This is a genomic window from Cupriavidus sp. D39 (assembly GCF_026627925.1).
Classification (GTDB): domain Bacteria; phylum Pseudomonadota; class Gammaproteobacteria; order Burkholderiales; family Burkholderiaceae; genus Cupriavidus; species Cupriavidus ulmosensis.
This window is the reverse complement of record NZ_JAPNLE010000008.1, coordinates 1-16,090: the sequence shown is the minus strand read 5'-3', so window position 1 is coordinate 16,090 and position 16,090 is coordinate 1. Positions and strand designations below refer to the sequence as shown.

Below are 16,090 nucleotides of genomic sequence, written 5' to 3'. Positions count from 1 at the left end.
CCGAAAAGACCGCACAAATCTGAGAGCTTTCTGCGGAATAGTCGGACCCAACACGATGTAGAGTGAAGGGACATCAGCGTCCTAGACGCATCGACTTCGCAGGGGTACCACGCCCTTGCCCTCTGGATGCCGGCATCACCGGTTTCCGATATCCCCGCCACGCCTCAGCGTGCTTGCGTGATGCCTAGGCATGACGCAAGCGCTTTGTCGTTTGAAGGATTCCTTGCTCTTCTGAGCATCGAACTTTCCTGGCCGTCGCCAGGACATCCACTGCAATCTGTTTTCTGGAGAGAAAACCATGGAATCCTTCTTCGTTCGCGCCATCAAGTCGCCAATCCGTTTGTTCATCTACGTCATGGTTCTCTACCTGGCATCGCATAGCGCGCTTGTCGCGTTCTTCGTGGTGATCGTTGTCGTTTCGATGGTCTATCACTCGGTGGCCGGCTATGGCGAGCAAAGCGACCCCTGCCGCTCCTGACGTTGTCGTACCGCGTCATAAATCGTCGCAGGCAAGCCCGCCTGTTGACGAAGATCGCAGCTTTACGCCGCAGTATGCGAAGTCTGCTGTGATCACACCCTTCCCGCGCTCGGGAACGAGCAGTCGTTCCTAAGCCATACCTGCCCTCGTCAAGAGGGCGGGCCCCTCACCTGTTCCGGGTACCCGCTACCCGCCGACAGGTGGTCCATCGGGTGCTCGCATGGAGAACCCAAAATGGAAGCCAATCTCATCGGCTGGCAACTCGATATCTTTGGTGGCGAGTCAGCTGTCGTTGCTCCCGCCAAGAACCCCGACCCCCTTCCTGACCCTCACACCTGGAATGAAGACGTGCGCGAGAAGATGGTCGACGCGCTGATCGGCCTCGCGTGTGACAGTCGCCGCGGCGACAACATGCCGGAGTCCCTGCTCGACTGCGCAGAGATGCTCCGTGCTCGCATGACCAACCGTGCCGTCGACCATGAGGATTACGCCATGACGCTTGGGTGGATCTTCGAGATGTGGGACGGCGCACTGCCATACCGCTATGTCTGCGCCGTCAACGCAATCGACCCCGAGACGATGCAGGACGTGATCCTCAACAATCCCCGGCTAGCGCGGGACCTCGGCGAGGTTCGGCTGCTGTCGCGAGGCACGCTGGTATGAGGTGACGAACATGCGATTCCTCAGAACGATGTTGGAAGCCTTGTTGGGCACTTCGCCAACACCCGCTACCAAGGATGTTCGTGTCGGTATTGGTGCGTCGAACGAGGCGCAGTTGGCAATCGGTGGCACCCCCACCTGTTTCGCAAGGAGGCCTCTGGCGTCGCGCATTTTGTTGCGACCTTCGAGCGCGTGGTCGGCACTACTGACTTCGGTCAAAAGCTGCTGCCTTTGGTGGTTCCCTACTGGAAGCTGGTATCAGTGAGCCAGGGCCTCTCTCTTGGCGAAGCCGTTGAGCTTGCTGTGAGGGCAGGCAAGGTGCCGGAGGGTGCTTCACAGCATGCTTCCTCGCGCAAAGGCCAGGAGGGATGCCCTGCGGCGAGGACGGAGCCGACGCCAACGCGGCCGGCGACACCGACTGCGAGAGCGGAGTCTGGCCCCGGCGATGCAAGGCACGCCGAGGCGGGCGGAACGCTCAAGAGTTGGGGCTTGGCCACCTATCCGGATCGCAAGAAACCTGGTCGATCCTACGAATCATTCACGGTGTGGCTGGAGACCCCTTCAGGCGAGCGCAGTCTTCACGGTGAAGGCCTCAAAGACGCGCTGGCGGAAGCCGGCTGCAAGGTGGGTGACTCCGTTCGCATCAAGCGATTGCGAAAGGTCAAGGTGCAGGCGTTCCGCGGCAACGGGGAACCGAAGCTCGACGCCACGGGCAATCAAATCTTTTGGGACAAATGGCTCTGGTCTGTGTCCCGCATTCATTAACACTTCAAAGGAGGGCCTATGGCCTCTATCAACAAAGTCATTCTTGTCGGCAACCTTGGAGCGGATCCCGAGACCCGCTATCTGCCCAGCGGTGACGCCGTGACCAACATTCGCCTGGCCACGACCGATCGCTACAAGGACAAGACCAGCGGTGAGATGAAGGAATCGACCGAGTGGCATCGCATCGCATTCTTCGGCAAGTTGGCCGAGATCGCAGCGGAGTACCTGAAGAAGGGCTCCCAGGTCTATATCGAGGGCCGCATCCGCACGCGCAAGTGGACCGACCAGGCGGGCGCGGAGAAGTACAGCACGGAGATCGTGGCTGAACAGATGCAGATGCTGGGGTCGCGCCAGAGCAATGGTGGCGGCGCAGACGACTCGCATGGTGGGGGTGAGAGCCGGAATAGCGGATACGGTGCCCGGAATGGTGGGACCGGTGCCGCCGGTGCTAACGCTCGCGGCCAACAGGGCGGCGGTGCTCGCCGACAGCAATCTGCTCCTGCTCCGTCCAATGGTTTTGAGGACATGGACGACGATATACCGTTCTAATTTAGTGCTCTAAACGTATCATTAAGTAAGCTGATTTGACTGTTTAGCCCACGAATACCGGCATACGCCGGCATTCGTGGCGCATCGCTACGGCACGCAGAAGCGTGCTCTCGTCTGTCTGTTCCCAGTGGTAGCTCGTCATGCTGAAGACACGATCTGGCCGCCCGGGTCGTGCCTTGAGCAAGCGTTCCTCTGCCTGTCTCAGGCATCGACCCAACCTCCCATCTGGAGAAATCACCATGAAATTGCGAAAGATAATCGCGAATTGGACTCCCGCGCAGTGGGAGGCCTTGTTGTTGCAGTACCAGCTGCCAGTCAGCTGCTTGACCGGCAATCCTGGTCCTTGCCCCATCTGTGGTGGCACAGATCGCTTCACGTACGACAACAAGTCGGGCCGTGGTGATTGGGTCTGCCGCAAGTGCAAGGATGGCAGCCCGATGGCGGGAGATGGGCTTCAGCTCATTTGCCGTTTCACTGGCATGTCTTTCATCCAGTTGGCCCTTGAAATCGAGGGGAGCGTATGCCTGCACCGGTGGCGCAGCGCGATCGCGCACTGCCCGCTGTTGCACCTCGTCGTCGGTTGGATCCCGCGAAGGCCGCAGCTCGTCTAGATCGGATCTGGGGAGGTGCGCAGCCCTTGCGCCCCGGCGATCGTGCCATGTCTTACTTGAGCCAACGTGTCCGAGGGTTGGATGTGGCACCGTCTACGGCAATTCGTCTGGCGCAGCTGGAGTACTGGCATGGTGGGAATGTGCTCGATACCTATTGGGCGCTTGTCTGTCGGTTCACCTTACCGGATGGCCGCATGGCTACCTTGCATCGGACCTATCTGGATGCCGAGAAGCCAAGCAAAGCCACAATCGTTTGCCCTGCCGGTGAGATCCTGAATAACAAGCGCAACGAGGTTAGCGCGCTCCCCTAGCGGGCGGGGCGGTGCGGTTGATGGCGCCAGTCGACGGAGTGATTGGCGTCGCTGAGGGGCTGGAAACGGCCTACGGCGCCTACATGTTGCATGGGGTGCCGGTCTGGTCTTGCCTGAATCGTGTAATGCTGAGCCAGTTCGTCGTTCCACCAGGACTTGGTATCCACACGGTGCACATCTTTGCGGACTTCGATCAGATCGACGCAAAGACCGGGAAGTCTCCTGGCATGGCCGATGCGTTGACGTTGCAGCGCCGGCTCCGCGCGGAGGGTTTCACCGTGGTGCTGCATCGGCCACTGGTTCGCGGAACCGATTTTTGTGACCAATGGGCTACGGCCTATAGCCTGCGCGGGATCGCCGCACGCTCGCCAGGATTGGTCATCTCATAGTTCTTGAAGCCGCGCACGTCGGTGCGCTTATTTCCAACACTGCCCTGTGGGTTCGCCCACGGGGCGAATCCGTCTGCGGGCAGCTCTCTGAGCGAGGTCGATATGCAGAAGGGATTCACTGTTTTTGTTGGCCACCTGGCCATTCGTGCAATGCGCACCACAGCGGACGGCGACGTACAGGCCGCCAGCCAGTCTGAGGCGCAGAGCTTCTATGTCTACCGCCGAGGACCCAACCGTGCGGAACAGTTCCAGCGCACGGAGGATAGCTTCGACGCTGCATTTGCCTTCTGTGTGCAGCCTACAGCGGTGCACTAAACACGACGATCATGACGACAAAAGCCCGGCATCTGCCGGGCTTTTGTCGTTTCTAGGATCGGGAGAACTATCCGCGCGTGCGGGCGAGCCAGGCCTTTCCCAGCATGAGGGCGCATTCGTAGAGTGCCCATGCCGCGCCGGCCGCAGCCCAGAGGCGTCCCATCTTGTCGTAGTCGAGCGATGCGAGGTAGTCGAACATTGGGCCTCCGAAAAGTTGGCGGTGATTGGATTCAGTCTATCGTTCAGCCGAACCGTGTCAAGGCGCAAGCCGGCTAGAAGAACCGACTCATCGCGTTGTTGAGATCGAGGAGCGCGGTCGCGGGTAGTCCGGCCTCGGCACCTGCTTGCTCCGTGTCCGGCAGGTAGGCTGACGGTCGGCCCATTGATGATCTGCGGCAACGACCGCCGATATGCTGGGCGGCGCTGGTGCCGGCGTTGGTGCTGGCAAGGGCGCGAGGGGCGGCGTGGAGGGGATGGCGACGTGCTCGAAGCTCTCCCGCACGGGCTTGGGAGTGGTAGGCGCTCGCGTGGCCTGGGCATGGGTGGCGCGAACGCTCGGCGCCGAAGCCTCAAGCAATCCGGAGGGTGGCAATCGCAGGCCCATGCGTTGGGCCGCCAGTCCAATCTCCGCCAGACGCCGGAGCGCACGGGCGCGATGGCGAGCGCTCTCGATCGCGGTGAGATGGTCGATCAGTTCCGGATTGTCGAACTCCGTGAACGTCAACTTGATCGTTAGCTTGTCCATCGCGACCGTCCCATTCAAGCTGCAGCGCGTGCTTGACGCGATGCCCCGATTTCGTAGAAGCCGTTGACGTTGCCGAAGCACGGAGACTTGAGCACTTCGATACGGGTGCGTGGGAACGCAGCCCGGATCGCCGGAAAGTAAAGGGAGCCACCACCACCGGTGAGCACGATCGAGCGAATGTCCTCGGTCCGACCAACACGGGTCTGCATTTCCTTCACCGCGGTCTGGCACACCGCGCGTCCTTGTTCCAGCAGCGGCTGGAGCGCAATCTCCTTGTCGTAGAAGAGAAACGGCTTGCTCTCGCGCAGTGCCTTGTCGATACGCTCGATGCTCGTGACGGTTTCGCCTTCCTGCTCGGAGATCATGGCTGCGATCTGCTGATAGATACGGGCTGCACCGCCAGGCACGCCTCCACTGCGGCGGTCGTCCATCGTGAAGCCACGGGCCACAACCCAATCGGTGGTGAAGTAACCCACATCGATCACCAGGTGAGAGTTCTCGCTGTCGTAGGCGCTACCGCTTTGGCGCATGAACGTGACAAGGGAGCCCAGCGGCTGGGGCAGTCCCACCACGTTATGTACGACGACCTGCCCCTGGCCGAAGTCGTGTCGTCCGCAGAAGCGCTCCTTGAGGTAGGCGGCATATTTCTGGACGGTGTGAACCGGCAGGCCCAGCATCAGCTGCGTGATCTCGGTTGCGCCAGTGTAGTGGAGCGCGCCGCCTAGCAGCGCAGCGTATTCGGGCGTGGTCACGAAGTCCTCGGACAGTGTGCGGCCGGTGTTGCCATAGGCCGTGCTGATTGAGACGTCAGGGCCGACCTCATAATGGCTGCCCTCGACCATGACGTTGACGACGTCGCGGGCCTTGAAGAAGCCGCCGCCGTTCGCAGTCAAGCGTGTTCGCCGATGCCGGCGGCGCGAGGGACGGGAACATACGGTGGACCGTCTCGGCGCCCATGCCGTAAGCGAATTTCGTGTTTCCATAGCCAACGTCGACCGCGACCGTACCGAGTTTCATTTTTGCTGCTCCAATTGTGTGATGAGAGTCGTCGGCCGGAAGGGTCCGCGTGCGCATAGGGCGCTGGGCGTTTCGGGTGGCGTATCGGGTCCGTAAAGTGCCCCCGATGTGCCCTTGAGCGGTATGGACTGAGTCGGTGCCGTATGCGGGCCATGATGGTCCCGCAAACTGCCCCTAATCTGCCCCGATAGTGCCCTTGCTGCCGACCCTTTGAATCTACCTGCCCTGAAGCGTTGTCAAGGGCGCGAGATCTTCGAAATGGCGCGCGCTTTCCCGGTTGCGATGTCCAGCGCCATCCCTTATTCTCTGTCCCACACCCAGCGTCCCCGACGCATCGACCTCGCCGCCACTTGCGCGGCACCCCTCAGCACCTGCACGAACACGTGCGGATCGCTTCTATGTTCAGGCCGGACAATGCACCGGCATTTTTTTCAATCAAATCAAGTGGCCAGTGTTGGACAGTGAGGACACCGGACACCGCGATAACAAGCCGATCAGCGGGCTACTTGTGAAAGTAGACCAGAGTAAGGACGAGTCCGAAGCCGGACACCGGACAGTGTTCGGGACTTTTCCTACATGACACGCACCCTTTCAGCCGGATGGCTGGGCACGGATCACGAAGCTCGACACACTGCGGTGGAGATGATCTGGCTTTGGGGTGGGGAGTAATACGTGCAGGCCATGACGGTCTGTCCTACGTGCTCCTGAAGATGACGACCCGGTAGGCGCAGCCGGCACCAGAAATGCGCAACAGGAATCGGCCCCCATAGGTTTAGGGGTGGCGTCGGGCAGGGCATGAACCCTGGTCGTCGCCAACCGGCATCGAACGATGCGACTGGGGAGGTCGGCCGCGGGCGCCAGGCAGCTAGCCTGAGCGCACTGTGGACAGTCGGATGGCATTGCTTCCATGCATCTGGCTGATCGGTTGCTATCGCTAAAGGATGGGAAGTGGGACCAGGTTGAGGGGGACTCAGCAAACGCGGTGGTGGTGCGCCGCGAGGAAGGTTGGATGTGGCGTTCGGGGCGCCGCACCAAGATGGCTCGCAACGGTGCGAGTTGGCGTTGCTCGTCTATCGCGGGCACACAGAGCAAAGACGGCATGCTTCGTACAATTCAGCTTCGGCCGCTACTGGCGGCTTATTCTCTTCCCGAGCGGTTCAAATCCGAGTTCGCAGTACTGGCGGGCGAGAACCTGCATCGCGCCCACAGTGAGACCCGGGTTAGCGGACGCGGGCTGTCGCAGACCACCCAGCGCCAACGGGCGCAGATTCTGCTGAGCATGGCCGTGGAGCTGCACGATGGCGGCTTCGGGTTGACCTCGCCCTACAGCCTGCGGCAGAAGCACATCCGATGGCTGGTGCGCCGGTGGGTGCTGGAGCGCGGGATGGCGGTCGGCTCGGTCGAGCTACGGCTATCCCACCTGCGCGCGCTGTGTGCGTGGATGGGAAAGGCCGGATTGGTCGGGAAGCTGGATGACTATGTGGAACGGCCGGAGGGCTATCAGCGCAGCTATGTGGCGCAGTCAGACCGGTCTTGGACGGGCAACGCGGTACGGGCGACGGAGCTGATCGAGAAGATCACCCAGACGGATCGCTATGTCGGCCTTCAGCTCCGTATCGAGGCGGGGTTCGGGCTGCGCGCGCAGGAAAGCTGGCGGCTGCGCCCGCGGATGGACTTGCTGCCTAGCGGGCAGCTGTTCGTGCGGGAGGGGACGAAGGGCGGCCGGCCCCGGCATGTCCCGATCGAGTTCGATTGGCAGTATGACCTTCTAGTCGAGGCGGCGCAGGTTGCAGCCCAGGTGAACCCGGGCCGCGAATCGATGATCCCGGCGCAGTACAACCAGAAGCAGTGGCGCCGACGGTTCTACGCGGTGCTGGAGAAGCATGGGGTGACGAAGAAAGGCGAGGGCGTGACGGCCCACGGTCTGCGGCACCAGTATCTTCAAGAGATGTACGAACGCATCGCCGGGCGCCCGGCTGCGGTCAAGGGAGGCGGGAAGGTCCTAGACCCGGCCGCGCACCGGGACGCGATGGAGCGGGTAGTGAGCGCGGCCGGACATAGCCGGGCCAGCAAGGCGAACGCCTACCTATCGAGCTTCCAGACGATGTCGACGCTGGGAAAGCCTGTCGTCACTGTGGGACAGGTTAGGGAGGCGGTGCTGGCGGCGGCCGGAAACAAAGCGAGCGCCGCGAAGGCGCTCGGGATCTCGCGGGCCAAGCTGTATCGGGTGTTGGGGACCGAAGATTCGCAGGCGCTACTTGCCAAAGCACCAGGAGAGGTAGACGAACAGTAAGACCAAGGCCGTTGCATCGATGATGCGCCCACGGTAGCGGTGGAGCAGGCGGGAGAAGGATTGGATCTGTGGCATGGGAAGTCGATTCAGAAATGGAGGGTGGCCACGGCCATGACGAACCGTGCGGCGGGCGAGTCTTGAAAGCGCGTAGCCTCGGCCTCGCCGGAGGACTCAGCCTTTGTGAGCGCGCCAAGGGGTGCGAGGCGACCAGTCTTCTCGCCCGGGTGCGGGGTCGGCGGTGGCAGGTCGATGGCGTTCTGCCGCGCAGAACGGGAGAGCGCCGGGAACGGATCGACGCCGGCGAATCGGGCGAGTTCTTCGATGCTGATGACCGAGTAAAGCAGCTTGCCATCATTGCGTGCAATATAGGCTGCAGCGCCGGCATTCGGGATAGCGATTGCCTTCCAAAGATAGCGGGGCACTGCCACGCGGTCTCGAAGGCGCAGCGGCGCCGGGCCGTAGACTGCTCCGGTCACGACGTAGACCGCGCCATGCTGGCGGGCCAGCCGCCTGGCGGACGTCTCGATGTGGCTCCACAGGCGACGGTTACTTGCCGGGTCTTGCGGCACCACATTGGCAAGGCTGAAGCTGTCGGCCTGCCCGGCCTTGTCGGCGAAGTCTCCCGAGGGCGCGAGGTGGCCGCGATCGTAGCCGGAGCGAGCGAAGTCGGCCAATGCAGCGCGGCCGGACGGGGGAGACGTGGTTCTTCGTAGAAGTCGCTGTCGCGGGCCAGCTGGCGTGCCGACATCACAGCATCCCCCGTGAGCCGTTCTGCGGACCAATGCGGCGCTCGAAGCGTCGTGTTCGACAGCACGGCATAGCTACTGAGGCAGAGCTGCTGTGTGCGCCCCTGTGCAGTAACCAGGCTGGGGGAGTGGAATTGAGGAAGAGCTTTCCGCATGCGGCGGAGCCGTCGGCGTATGCGAAGCCCGCTGCGGTTGAGATCAGGCCGGCGAACAGGAAGTGGCGAAGCATGGTTTCTCTTGGAGTGATCGTGCTTCTATCTTGCCGTGCGCCCGCCGATGTCAAGGCGCCGCCGCCGGCAGCTGGTCGACCGCGTTTGCAACCAGGTCCTCAATCAGCCCGAACCCCTCCCGGTCTTCATCGATGAGTTCCGCAACCGTCGCTTCGAATGGATCGATCCGGATCCAGGGCTTGCCATCGATGCGGATCAGCCTGGCACGGCGAACGAGCTTTCGGTACCGTCCGGCATCTTCGAGCACGGGCGCGACAGGCAAGAGCGTCTGAAGGCGCGTCTCCGGCTGTGCCAGGCGTGCGGCCATGGCAGCGAAGATTGGGCCCTGTGTGGCCCAGTCCCCATTGTTTGCGGCAAGCAGGTTCAGGAAATAGGGGAGGTCGGAAGTGGTTAGCTCCTGTCGCGCCAGCGCCGCAATCTTGTGCTTGTCGGTGGGGCGATGGTCCGCCCGCGTGATCCAAATGGCCTGCAGGCGGGCAAAGGCGGCGTCCCGGCCCTCATCCATCGTGCAGGGGGCGTCGAGATTCCGCACTCGGCGCAGGTGACGACGGCTTCCAGGCGGCCGGCAAGAAAAAGCGCCTCACCTTCACAGTGGGCGCAGGGGATGAGTCCATCCATGGCGAACATCCGGGTGGAAACCCGGGATTATGCCGCTTCAAGGAATGGTCGCGGACATTAGATACTATGTAAGGGTCGCGGAGGTAAGCCCCCTGGAGTAAAACGAGGAATCGGACACTCGTTTTTCGAAAGGAGCACGCAAATGAATGCGCCTGACACAGCCCTTCAAGGGCAGGATACGGCAGTCATCGGTTGGCTGTATGTCGCCTTCGAATTGGGTGACAAGAGCTGGAAGCTGTCGCTGGGTGACGGCGTACGCGCGCCGAGCCGATGCTCGGTCGCGGCAGGGGATACGGCATCTGTGCTGACAGCGATCACGAGGGCCAAGGCACGTTGCGGCCTGGCCGCGCAGGCGCCGGTGCGCAGTTGCTACGAGGCCGGCCGTGACGGCTTCTGGCTGCACCGCTGGCTGACCGAACAAGGGATCGCCAACCTCGTCGTGGACTCGGCCAGTATCGAAGTCAACCGGCGCGCGCGCCGCGCAAAGACGGACCGGCTCGACAGCGACAAGCTGCTGTCGATGCTGATGCGCTACCACGCTGGTGAACGGCGGGTGTGGGCCGTTGCGCGGATCCCCAGCCCGGAGCAGGAGGATGAGCGGCGCGTGCACCGGGAACTTGGGCGCCTGCGGCAGGAACGCACCGCGCACAGCAACCGGATCCGTTCGCTGCTGGTGCTGCACAACCTGCGAGTCGAGCGCATCGGTGGGCGCGCGTGGGTGGGCTGGTGGACTCAGCACGCCGAGCGACTATTGCCAGGTTTGCGCGCCGAGATTGAGCGCGAGTTCGAGCGCCTAACGCTGGTAGCCAAGCAGATCAGGGCGCTTGAGACACTCCAGCAGCATCAGGTCCGCAGCGGCGCACAACCCGCGATCGCACTGCTCGCCCGGCTGGCAGGTATCGGCACGGGAAGTGCATGGACCCTGGTCAAGGAACTGTTTGGCTGGCGGCGGTTTCACAACCGGCATGAACTTGCCGGCTGCCTGGGCCTGGCGCCGACGCCCTACGCAAGCGGCACCAGCGACGTCGAGCAGGGCATCAGCAAGGCCGGCAACAAACGCAGCCGATGGTTGATGGTCGAGCTCGCGTGGAGCTGGCTGCGCTTCCAGCCGGCCAGCCAGTTGAGCCAATGGTTCAATCAGCGCTTTGCCCTCGCCGGCAAGCGCATGCGACGGATCGGCATTGTCGCACTGGCGCGGCGGCTGGCGATCGCCCTGTGGCGCTATCTGGAATATGGTGAGATTCCGGCCGGGGCAAGGCTCAAGCTGCCGGGCAGCGAAGTGGTGGAGACCTGAACGACAAACCTCGAGCGACAACAGGAGTGGAAGGTTAGCACGCCCGGACAGTAGGAGGATTACCCGACGGGCAGTCGTAGTTTTAGATGGGGCGTGCAGTAATGGGGTGGTACCAGCGCATTGCGCATGCGGTATGTGGTGACCGGCCTAGTGCCGGCACGGATAGAGTTGGCCCCGGGCAACCGCCCGGACATCACGCACCCCGCCTAAATCCTCTCGATGCATCGCTTTATGCAAAGGACTCCTCAATACAGGCAGAGGTCTTCGTCTGCGGGTTATCCACCGCCGGCCAGCGTCGTGGTCGTGGCAGACGACCCGCTGGCCGGCCGTGGATAACCCGCGGCACCGACTCAAACAGGGGAATCGACCTGCAGAAAATGGATCCTCAAAGGGCTTGACTTCCAATGCCCCATAGAAGTCTTACTGTGTCACAAATTTAGCTTCACATCCCAGCAGCATGGACACCGGCGGAGCCGGTTGATAATGGCACGAGCGATGAGTAGCCGCAGCGTCGAAATCGACTCAGCCACGTGGCGCTGCACTCGTCCGGCTGCCGCGAGGGACGTAATCCTTGGGTAAGGAAGGCGTTTCTGGTTGAGCACGGTTTTTTTTGAGGTGCTCTGATTGAGGCGCATAGCGACGAGGAAGGCGTAGGCCGCAATACACAGGGTGGCATGGTGATGAAAGCCCCTCCAGCCGCGGCCTTCATAGTGCGCGAGGCCGAACTCCTGCTTGAGTTCCTGATAGTCGCGCTCGATACGCCAGCGCATCTTGGTGACGAAGACCAATTGTTCCAGGGTGGCATCGGACGGACCGGTAGAGAGGAAGTATTTCACCGGCTCGGCTTCTCCTTCGGGCCATTCGATCAGTAGCCACTCCTCGGGACGCATCTGCGTGCCCAGGTAGTCGCGATGAGCAGGGCGAACCCGCACGGCGGCGAAGCGGGAGGACAGTTCAGTGTTGGAGCCTTCCCGCCAGGTGACCGTGCGATAGACTTGCTGCGGCAAGTCCATCGCCAAGGCCTTCACCGTCACCGGTTGGTGTCCAGGCTCCCGACGCAGCTTCGTCGGCCGTATGCCGCGACCGCTCCATGCCTTGGGCGGCAGCGGCGCGGTGCCGGGCGCCCATACCGTAGTCCCCGGCCGTATGCCGACTGCATACGGCATGCCCATCTCAGTAATGCCATCGCGAAAGGCGGTTTCATCGCCATACCCGGCGTCCGCCAGCACCACGCCCATCGGCACGCCCGAGGCGAGCGCCTCACGCATTTGCGCCAGAGCAATTTCCGGCTTGGTCGCGAACGTCATGCCGTCCGGCACCCCGGCCTTCTTCTTGCGCACCGGGTCACTCGCCCAGTCTTTGGGCAAATACAGTTGATAGGCGACAGGAATGCTGCCCTGGACGCTGGCCAGCGAAAGACTGACCGCCACCTGGCAGTTGTCCTGCTTGCCCAGTTGACCGCAGTATTGGCGCGCGACGCCAACTGAATGCGTTCCCTTCTTCGGGAACCCGGTGTCATCGATAATCCAGTAGCAGCCACTGTCCAACCCGAGGTGTGGCACAACCCAGTCGCGAACGCGCGACATCACGGCACTGTCCGACCATCCCGCCTTGGCCACGAAGTGATGTAACGATTGGTGCTTGGCAGCCACGTGTAGCGGATCGGTATGCGCAGCCAGAGGCTCAACACTCTTGCGCTGGATCGGCAACATGAGGCCTCGACAATAGTCCTGCAATCCGACGTTTCGATCCACATGATCCAACGCCACGCATAGGTACTCAATATAACGATCGAATTCCGCCAGATTTCCCATTGCCGCCTCTTGCCACGATGGAATCTTGGTTATAACTGAAATTCAATATTATTGACACAGTAATTGTCGTTTTTGTGACACAGTAAGATTAGGTAGCTGTAAGACGTCGCCAGCAACTCCTGGGCGGCCTTCCGCTGAAAGCCGGAGACGAGCTGGGCGTCCTGGGCCGCAGCTTGTCCGACATGCCAGAATTCATTGAGCCAATGGCCGGCTGGACCCTGAGGGCCGCCCCGCATGCCCAACTGAATGGCACCGCGGATGGCCAGAATGGTCGCGATGCTTGCCTCGTCGGTAAAGTCGTTTGTATTGCTAATCATTGTGGCGGGTGGGAAGGGTGACCGGTTGGCTGGAGCCCTCGGCATTGCTCGGTCATTTGTTGTCGAAAGATTGGAAAGGCGTCATGCAATTGGCCATCGAGGTGCCGCCCGGCTACCGTCCTTCCGACCATCTTCATGAGCGCGGCGGCGGCTGAGCGGAGCTCGCCCTGAGAGTCGCTTGCATAAACCATCCGTCCAGGCTCCGTCGGCACCTCATTCAGAGGCAGCCATTCGCCGTGTTGCTTAAACAGGAACGGAACGCCGGCTTCACGGCATTGGTCACGGAGGTCGCGGGGCCAAATGGGATGCATCGGCCGTGCGTTGGGGCCGCTCTCTCCGCCGACGACGACCCAGTCGACCTGTTCGGAGCCCACGCGCCGCGGCGGTTGGGTCTCAAAGGGATCGCTACGCAACCAGATAGGATTCAGCGAGATCCTGCTGAGAAGCGGCTCGACGCTGAGCCAATGGATCGCCGCAGGCACGCTCAACAGCTTTGGCACGTCGCGATCGGCCTCGGCCTGGTTGCAGACGGTGGCGCCGAGCCACACATTGCGCCAGCCGGCGCCCCAATCCGGGGGCAGCATCGACGGGGCATTGCCAATGCGCTTCGTTAGCAACAGCCAGTCGAGCGATGGCGTGGCGCGGATCAGCTCAAACAGATCCTGGCGCCACTGGGGGTCAACGGCATTGTCGAACACATCGGCCAGGCTTGCGCAGAATACGCGGCGGCGGCGGTTGTGTGCCGTTTCGAACTCGGCGCGGCGCGCATGCCAACGCAGCGGCTGTCCCCAGTTTGCCGCGGTCGTGCGTCTGCGCTCTGCCGTTGGTCCCCAGGATATCCCCGAGGCGCGGGCGGGTGTCGAGACTTCCGCGTAGCAATGGTCGCAGGCCGGGCTGACCTTGGTGCAGCCCATCCAGGGATTAAAGGTGCTGTCGCACCAAGCGATAGCAGTTTGCTCAGCCATTGGACGATTGTCGTTGGGAAGTGTCTTCGGGGGCCGCGGTGGCCGTCTTCTGCTCAAGGACGTGCGCCGTATGGCGGGCGTAGGTGGCCACGGATCGCCAATAGGCGGCCATCGGTCCCTTGCGTCGGCGCCACGCCTGCTCTGCCTCCGTGTTGGCCTGATCTCGTAGCTGGCGAAACACCAATGCAATCGCGCGCCGTTGTTCGAGCGGGAGGCGGCGCAAGCTATCAGCTGCAGGCAATTGGAATAGCGGATTGATGTAGCCCATTTTTGCGTTCAGAGTTTTGTCCTCCACAAGCGTAGCGCCCGAGCCTCGGTGTCAAGCTTCGTCGACCTGAGGCGCGAGACCATGTGCGGCCGCCAGCGCAGTCAATGCAGCGTTGTCCAGAAGGCGGTCTTGAGACGCGGACAGTGCTTGTCTGGCGAAGGCGCGCAATGCGTCGAGTTCCCTGGCGATGGCCGGCGGCGTGTAGGTGTACACGCCGCCAGGAAGCCGTTGAATCACGCCGGTCTCCTTCGCTATGGCCTGCAAAAGCGCTTCGGCTGTCAGCGGGTCGACAGCCAGCCGGCGTTGCAGCAGGGGGATCGATCCGGCGCGATTGGCTTGTACGATGGCCAGGGCCTGGGCGATTAGCGGGTCTGAGAGGACTTGAGCTTCTTCAGGCATGGTCCTATTGGGCAGCTGGGGGCAGGACTAGCGACGCCAGGGGCTGTGCCGACGGTGTCCACTCGATGCAGGCGATCCCTTCCCGCCGATAGTAGGCCCGCTTCTCAGCCTGGCGCGCGTCGTAGACCGCGTTGCCGGACATGCCAAGCACCTCGATGACCGTGGGGGAGGCGCAGTCGCTCAGGACGAAGTCCGGGTGGACGGCCTTCCGGTCGACGTGTCGTACCGGCTTCTCGAATGCCCGGCCGTGGGAAACAAGGTGATCAGCCATCTCGACCTCGAACGACGAGTCACAGGGGATGAAATCGCGGTTCGCGAGCAAGGCAGCCATGTCGACGACGCTACGGTTTCCGCTCGCGGTCAGTTCCACGGCGAGGACCGCGATCGCGCGACGTTCGGGTTGGCCAATTGCCGATACAGCGGGCGAATAGGATTCGCACAGCTTGGCGTACAGGGCCTTGGACATATAGTAGACATTCCTGCTCTGGCGAAGGATCAGCTGGTATCCAAATTTGCTCAGGCCAATGCTGTCGATTTCGCCGATGACGACGCCGCGTGGCGTTGTCGTTGGCGTCGGTGCGAGTCGCGCCTGGAATGCGGCAAGGTCGGCCAGGATCTGCTCCTTGCGATCTGGATGCCACGGCTGCATGACGTGCAGTACCGTCTCGTCGGCGTTGCCATTGATGCGGCAACCGTCCAGTTCAGTCGTGAGATGCGACCAGAAGGCGCTCCAATTTCGACGACCAGAGCCAGGCCAGACATTGAGGCCGGCGCGCTCCCAGGCATACTCCAAGAACGCTAACAGGCCGGCGCTACGGCGCTGTGCTCGGGCTGCTTTCGGCGAGGTCGCCGCGCTCTTCGGCCGAGCCGGGGACTTGGAGCTGACAACCATGGAGAGATCCAGCCGGATGTCGTGGATACCATCGTCCTGCCGAAACGCATCGAGTGACGTGCCTGCCCTCCCGCTCTGCCCCTGCTTGCGGTGAAACGGGCATGCCTTGTCATGGAGATGGGCCTCATCGGGCCAGCGTGCGAGCAGGAAGATGTCCCGGTGGCGTCGGATCACGACCCGAGGCCGCGGCCGGCTGGTGGTGCAACCGCACTCAGCATAGCCCGGCCGGATCTTGGCCGTTTCAAGGACGCGCGAGTAGCGGCCGGGGTGTTCCTGCACGTCGTTGAGGTCGTGCTCCTCGGCGCCAATTCGGATTTGCGGCATGATTTTAGACTCCTGCGTCGAGAAAGACGCGTTGTATGTCGCGGTGAACCTCGGACGTGTCCAGCAGCTGCTTTGCCCGGGTCGCGCCGA

The 16,090-nt window shown here is 62.3% G+C and carries 19 protein-coding genes and 3 pseudogenes; 10 read left to right on the top strand and 12 right to left on the bottom strand.

Annotated elements, in window-relative coordinates; all coding sequences use genetic code 11:
* Positions 1–298 precede the first annotated feature (298 nt).
* The 8 genes from OMK73_RS11170 (at position 299) to OMK73_RS11135 (ending at position 4,078) form a co-directional block, all read left to right on the top strand.
* Positions 299–478: a hypothetical protein gene (locus OMK73_RS11170; RefSeq protein ID WP_267602121.1), complete on the top strand. Its 180-nt coding sequence runs from the start codon at positions 299–301 to the stop codon at positions 476–478.
* A 234-nt stretch (positions 479–712) separates the two neighbouring features.
* On the top strand, positions 713–1,141 hold the full coding sequence (locus OMK73_RS11165; RefSeq protein WP_267602120.1) for a hypothetical protein: 429 nt from the start codon (positions 713–715) through the stop codon (positions 1,139–1,141).
* Positions 1,142–1,627: 486 nt separating this feature from the next.
* Positions 1,628–1,903 carry a hypothetical protein gene (locus tag OMK73_RS11160; RefSeq protein ID WP_267602119.1) on the top strand — a complete coding sequence of 92 codons (276 nt, stop codon included), beginning with the start codon at positions 1,628–1,630 and terminating at the stop codon, positions 1,901–1,903.
* Positions 1,904–1,921: 18 nt separating this feature from the next.
* Positions 1,922–2,452, top strand: a complete 531-nt coding sequence (locus tag OMK73_RS11155; protein WP_267602118.1) for a single-stranded DNA-binding protein — start codon at positions 1,922–1,924, stop codon at positions 2,450–2,452.
* A 239-nt stretch (positions 2,453–2,691) separates the two neighbouring features.
* The gene (locus OMK73_RS11150; protein WP_267602117.1) at positions 2,692–3,063 is read left to right on the top strand and encodes a primase-helicase zinc-binding domain-containing protein; all 372 of its coding nucleotides are present in this window, start codon (positions 2,692–2,694) and stop codon (positions 3,061–3,063) included.
* A complete protein-coding gene (locus OMK73_RS11145) occupies positions 2,973–3,374 on the top strand; it encodes a DUF7146 domain-containing protein (protein WP_420715519.1) in 402 nt (133 codons plus the stop codon). The genes OMK73_RS11150 and OMK73_RS11145 overlap by 91 nt, the downstream gene beginning before the upstream one ends.
* Positions 3,375–3,394: 20 nt before the next feature.
* Complete coding sequence (locus OMK73_RS11140) at positions 3,395–3,763, top strand: toprim domain-containing protein (protein ID WP_267602115.1); 369 nt, start codon at positions 3,395–3,397, stop codon at positions 3,761–3,763.
* Between the two features lie 102 nt (positions 3,764–3,865).
* Positions 3,866–4,078 carry a hypothetical protein gene (locus OMK73_RS11135; protein ID WP_267602114.1) on the top strand — a complete coding sequence of 71 codons (213 nt, stop codon included), beginning with the start codon at positions 3,866–3,868 and terminating at the stop codon, positions 4,076–4,078.
* A 67-nt stretch (positions 4,079–4,145) separates the two neighbouring features.
* Here OMK73_RS11135 and OMK73_RS11130 read toward each other — a convergent pair whose 3' ends face one another.
* From OMK73_RS11130 to OMK73_RS11120, 3 genes and pseudogenes are all read right to left on the bottom strand, one after another.
* A complete protein-coding gene (locus tag OMK73_RS11130) occupies positions 4,146–4,277 on the bottom strand; it encodes a hypothetical protein (RefSeq protein ID WP_267602113.1) in 132 nt (43 codons plus the stop codon).
* An 87-nt stretch (positions 4,278–4,364) separates the two neighbouring features.
* Positions 4,365–4,823, bottom strand: a complete 459-nt coding sequence (locus OMK73_RS11125) for a hypothetical protein (protein ID WP_267602112.1) — start codon at positions 4,821–4,823, stop codon at positions 4,365–4,367.
* A 14-nt stretch (positions 4,824–4,837) separates the two neighbouring features.
* Positions 4,838–5,840 (bottom strand): annotated as a pseudogene (locus OMK73_RS11120) (PRTRC system protein D).
* A 1,099-nt stretch (positions 5,841–6,939) separates the two neighbouring features.
* On the opposite strand from OMK73_RS11120, the gene OMK73_RS11115 reads away from it, so the two are divergent.
* Positions 6,940–8,133 carry an integrase domain-containing protein gene (locus OMK73_RS11115; RefSeq protein ID WP_267602111.1) on the top strand — a complete coding sequence of 398 codons (1,194 nt, stop codon included), beginning with the start codon at positions 6,940–6,942 and terminating at the stop codon, positions 8,131–8,133.
* A gap of 86 nt (positions 8,134–8,219) precedes the next feature.
* Here the strand turns inward: OMK73_RS11115 and OMK73_RS11110 are convergent, their stop codons facing one another.
* From OMK73_RS11110 to OMK73_RS11105, 3 genes and pseudogenes are all read right to left on the bottom strand, one after another.
* Positions 8,220–8,807, bottom strand: a complete 588-nt coding sequence (locus OMK73_RS11110; protein ID WP_267602110.1) for a DNA/RNA non-specific endonuclease — start codon at positions 8,805–8,807, stop codon at positions 8,220–8,222.
* Between the two features lie 74 nt (positions 8,808–8,881).
* Positions 8,882–9,034: pseudogene (locus tag OMK73_RS38290) on the bottom strand (hypothetical protein); the annotation flags it as partial.
* 124 nt (positions 9,035–9,158) lie between these two features.
* Positions 9,159–9,614 carry a hypothetical protein gene (locus OMK73_RS11105; protein ID WP_267602109.1) on the bottom strand — a complete coding sequence of 152 codons (456 nt, stop codon included), beginning with the start codon at positions 9,612–9,614 and terminating at the stop codon, positions 9,159–9,161.
* A 255-nt stretch (positions 9,615–9,869) separates the two neighbouring features.
* Here OMK73_RS11105 and OMK73_RS11100 point away from each other — a divergent pair, with 255 nt between their 5' ends.
* Positions 9,870–11,021: an IS110 family transposase gene (locus OMK73_RS11100; protein ID WP_267602108.1), complete on the top strand. Its 1,152-nt coding sequence runs from the start codon at positions 9,870–9,872 to the stop codon at positions 11,019–11,021.
* A 420-nt stretch (positions 11,022–11,441) separates the two neighbouring features.
* Here OMK73_RS11100 and OMK73_RS11095 read toward each other — a convergent pair.
* The 6 genes and pseudogenes from OMK73_RS11095 to OMK73_RS11070 all read right to left on the bottom strand — a co-directional run bounded on the left by OMK73_RS11095 (position 11,442) and on the right by OMK73_RS11070 (position 16,000).
* Positions 11,442–12,835 (bottom strand): annotated as a pseudogene (locus OMK73_RS11095) (IS701 family transposase).
* 29 nt (positions 12,836–12,864) lie between these two features.
* Positions 12,865–13,152 carry a hypothetical protein gene (locus OMK73_RS11090; RefSeq protein ID WP_267602107.1) on the bottom strand — a complete coding sequence of 96 codons (288 nt, stop codon included), beginning with the start codon at positions 13,150–13,152 and terminating at the stop codon, positions 12,865–12,867.
* Positions 13,149–14,117: a phage Gp37/Gp68 family protein gene (locus OMK73_RS11085; RefSeq protein ID WP_267602106.1), complete on the bottom strand. Its 969-nt coding sequence runs from the start codon at positions 14,115–14,117 to the stop codon at positions 13,149–13,151. Before OMK73_RS11085 ends, OMK73_RS11090 begins: the two co-directional genes overlap by 4 nt.
* Complete coding sequence (locus tag OMK73_RS11080) at positions 14,110–14,385, bottom strand: hypothetical protein (protein ID WP_267602105.1); 276 nt, start codon at positions 14,383–14,385, stop codon at positions 14,110–14,112. The genes OMK73_RS11085 and OMK73_RS11080 overlap by 8 nt, the downstream gene beginning before the upstream one ends.
* A 51-nt stretch (positions 14,386–14,436) precedes the next feature.
* Complete coding sequence (locus OMK73_RS11075) at positions 14,437–14,784, bottom strand: hypothetical protein (RefSeq protein ID WP_267602104.1); 348 nt, start codon at positions 14,782–14,784, stop codon at positions 14,437–14,439.
* 4 nt (positions 14,785–14,788) lie between these two features.
* Positions 14,789–16,000, bottom strand: coding sequence for a DUF1173 family protein (locus tag OMK73_RS11070; RefSeq protein WP_267602103.1), 1,212 nt, complete (start codon positions 15,998–16,000; stop codon positions 14,789–14,791).
* Positions 16,001–16,090 lie beyond the last annotated feature (90 nt).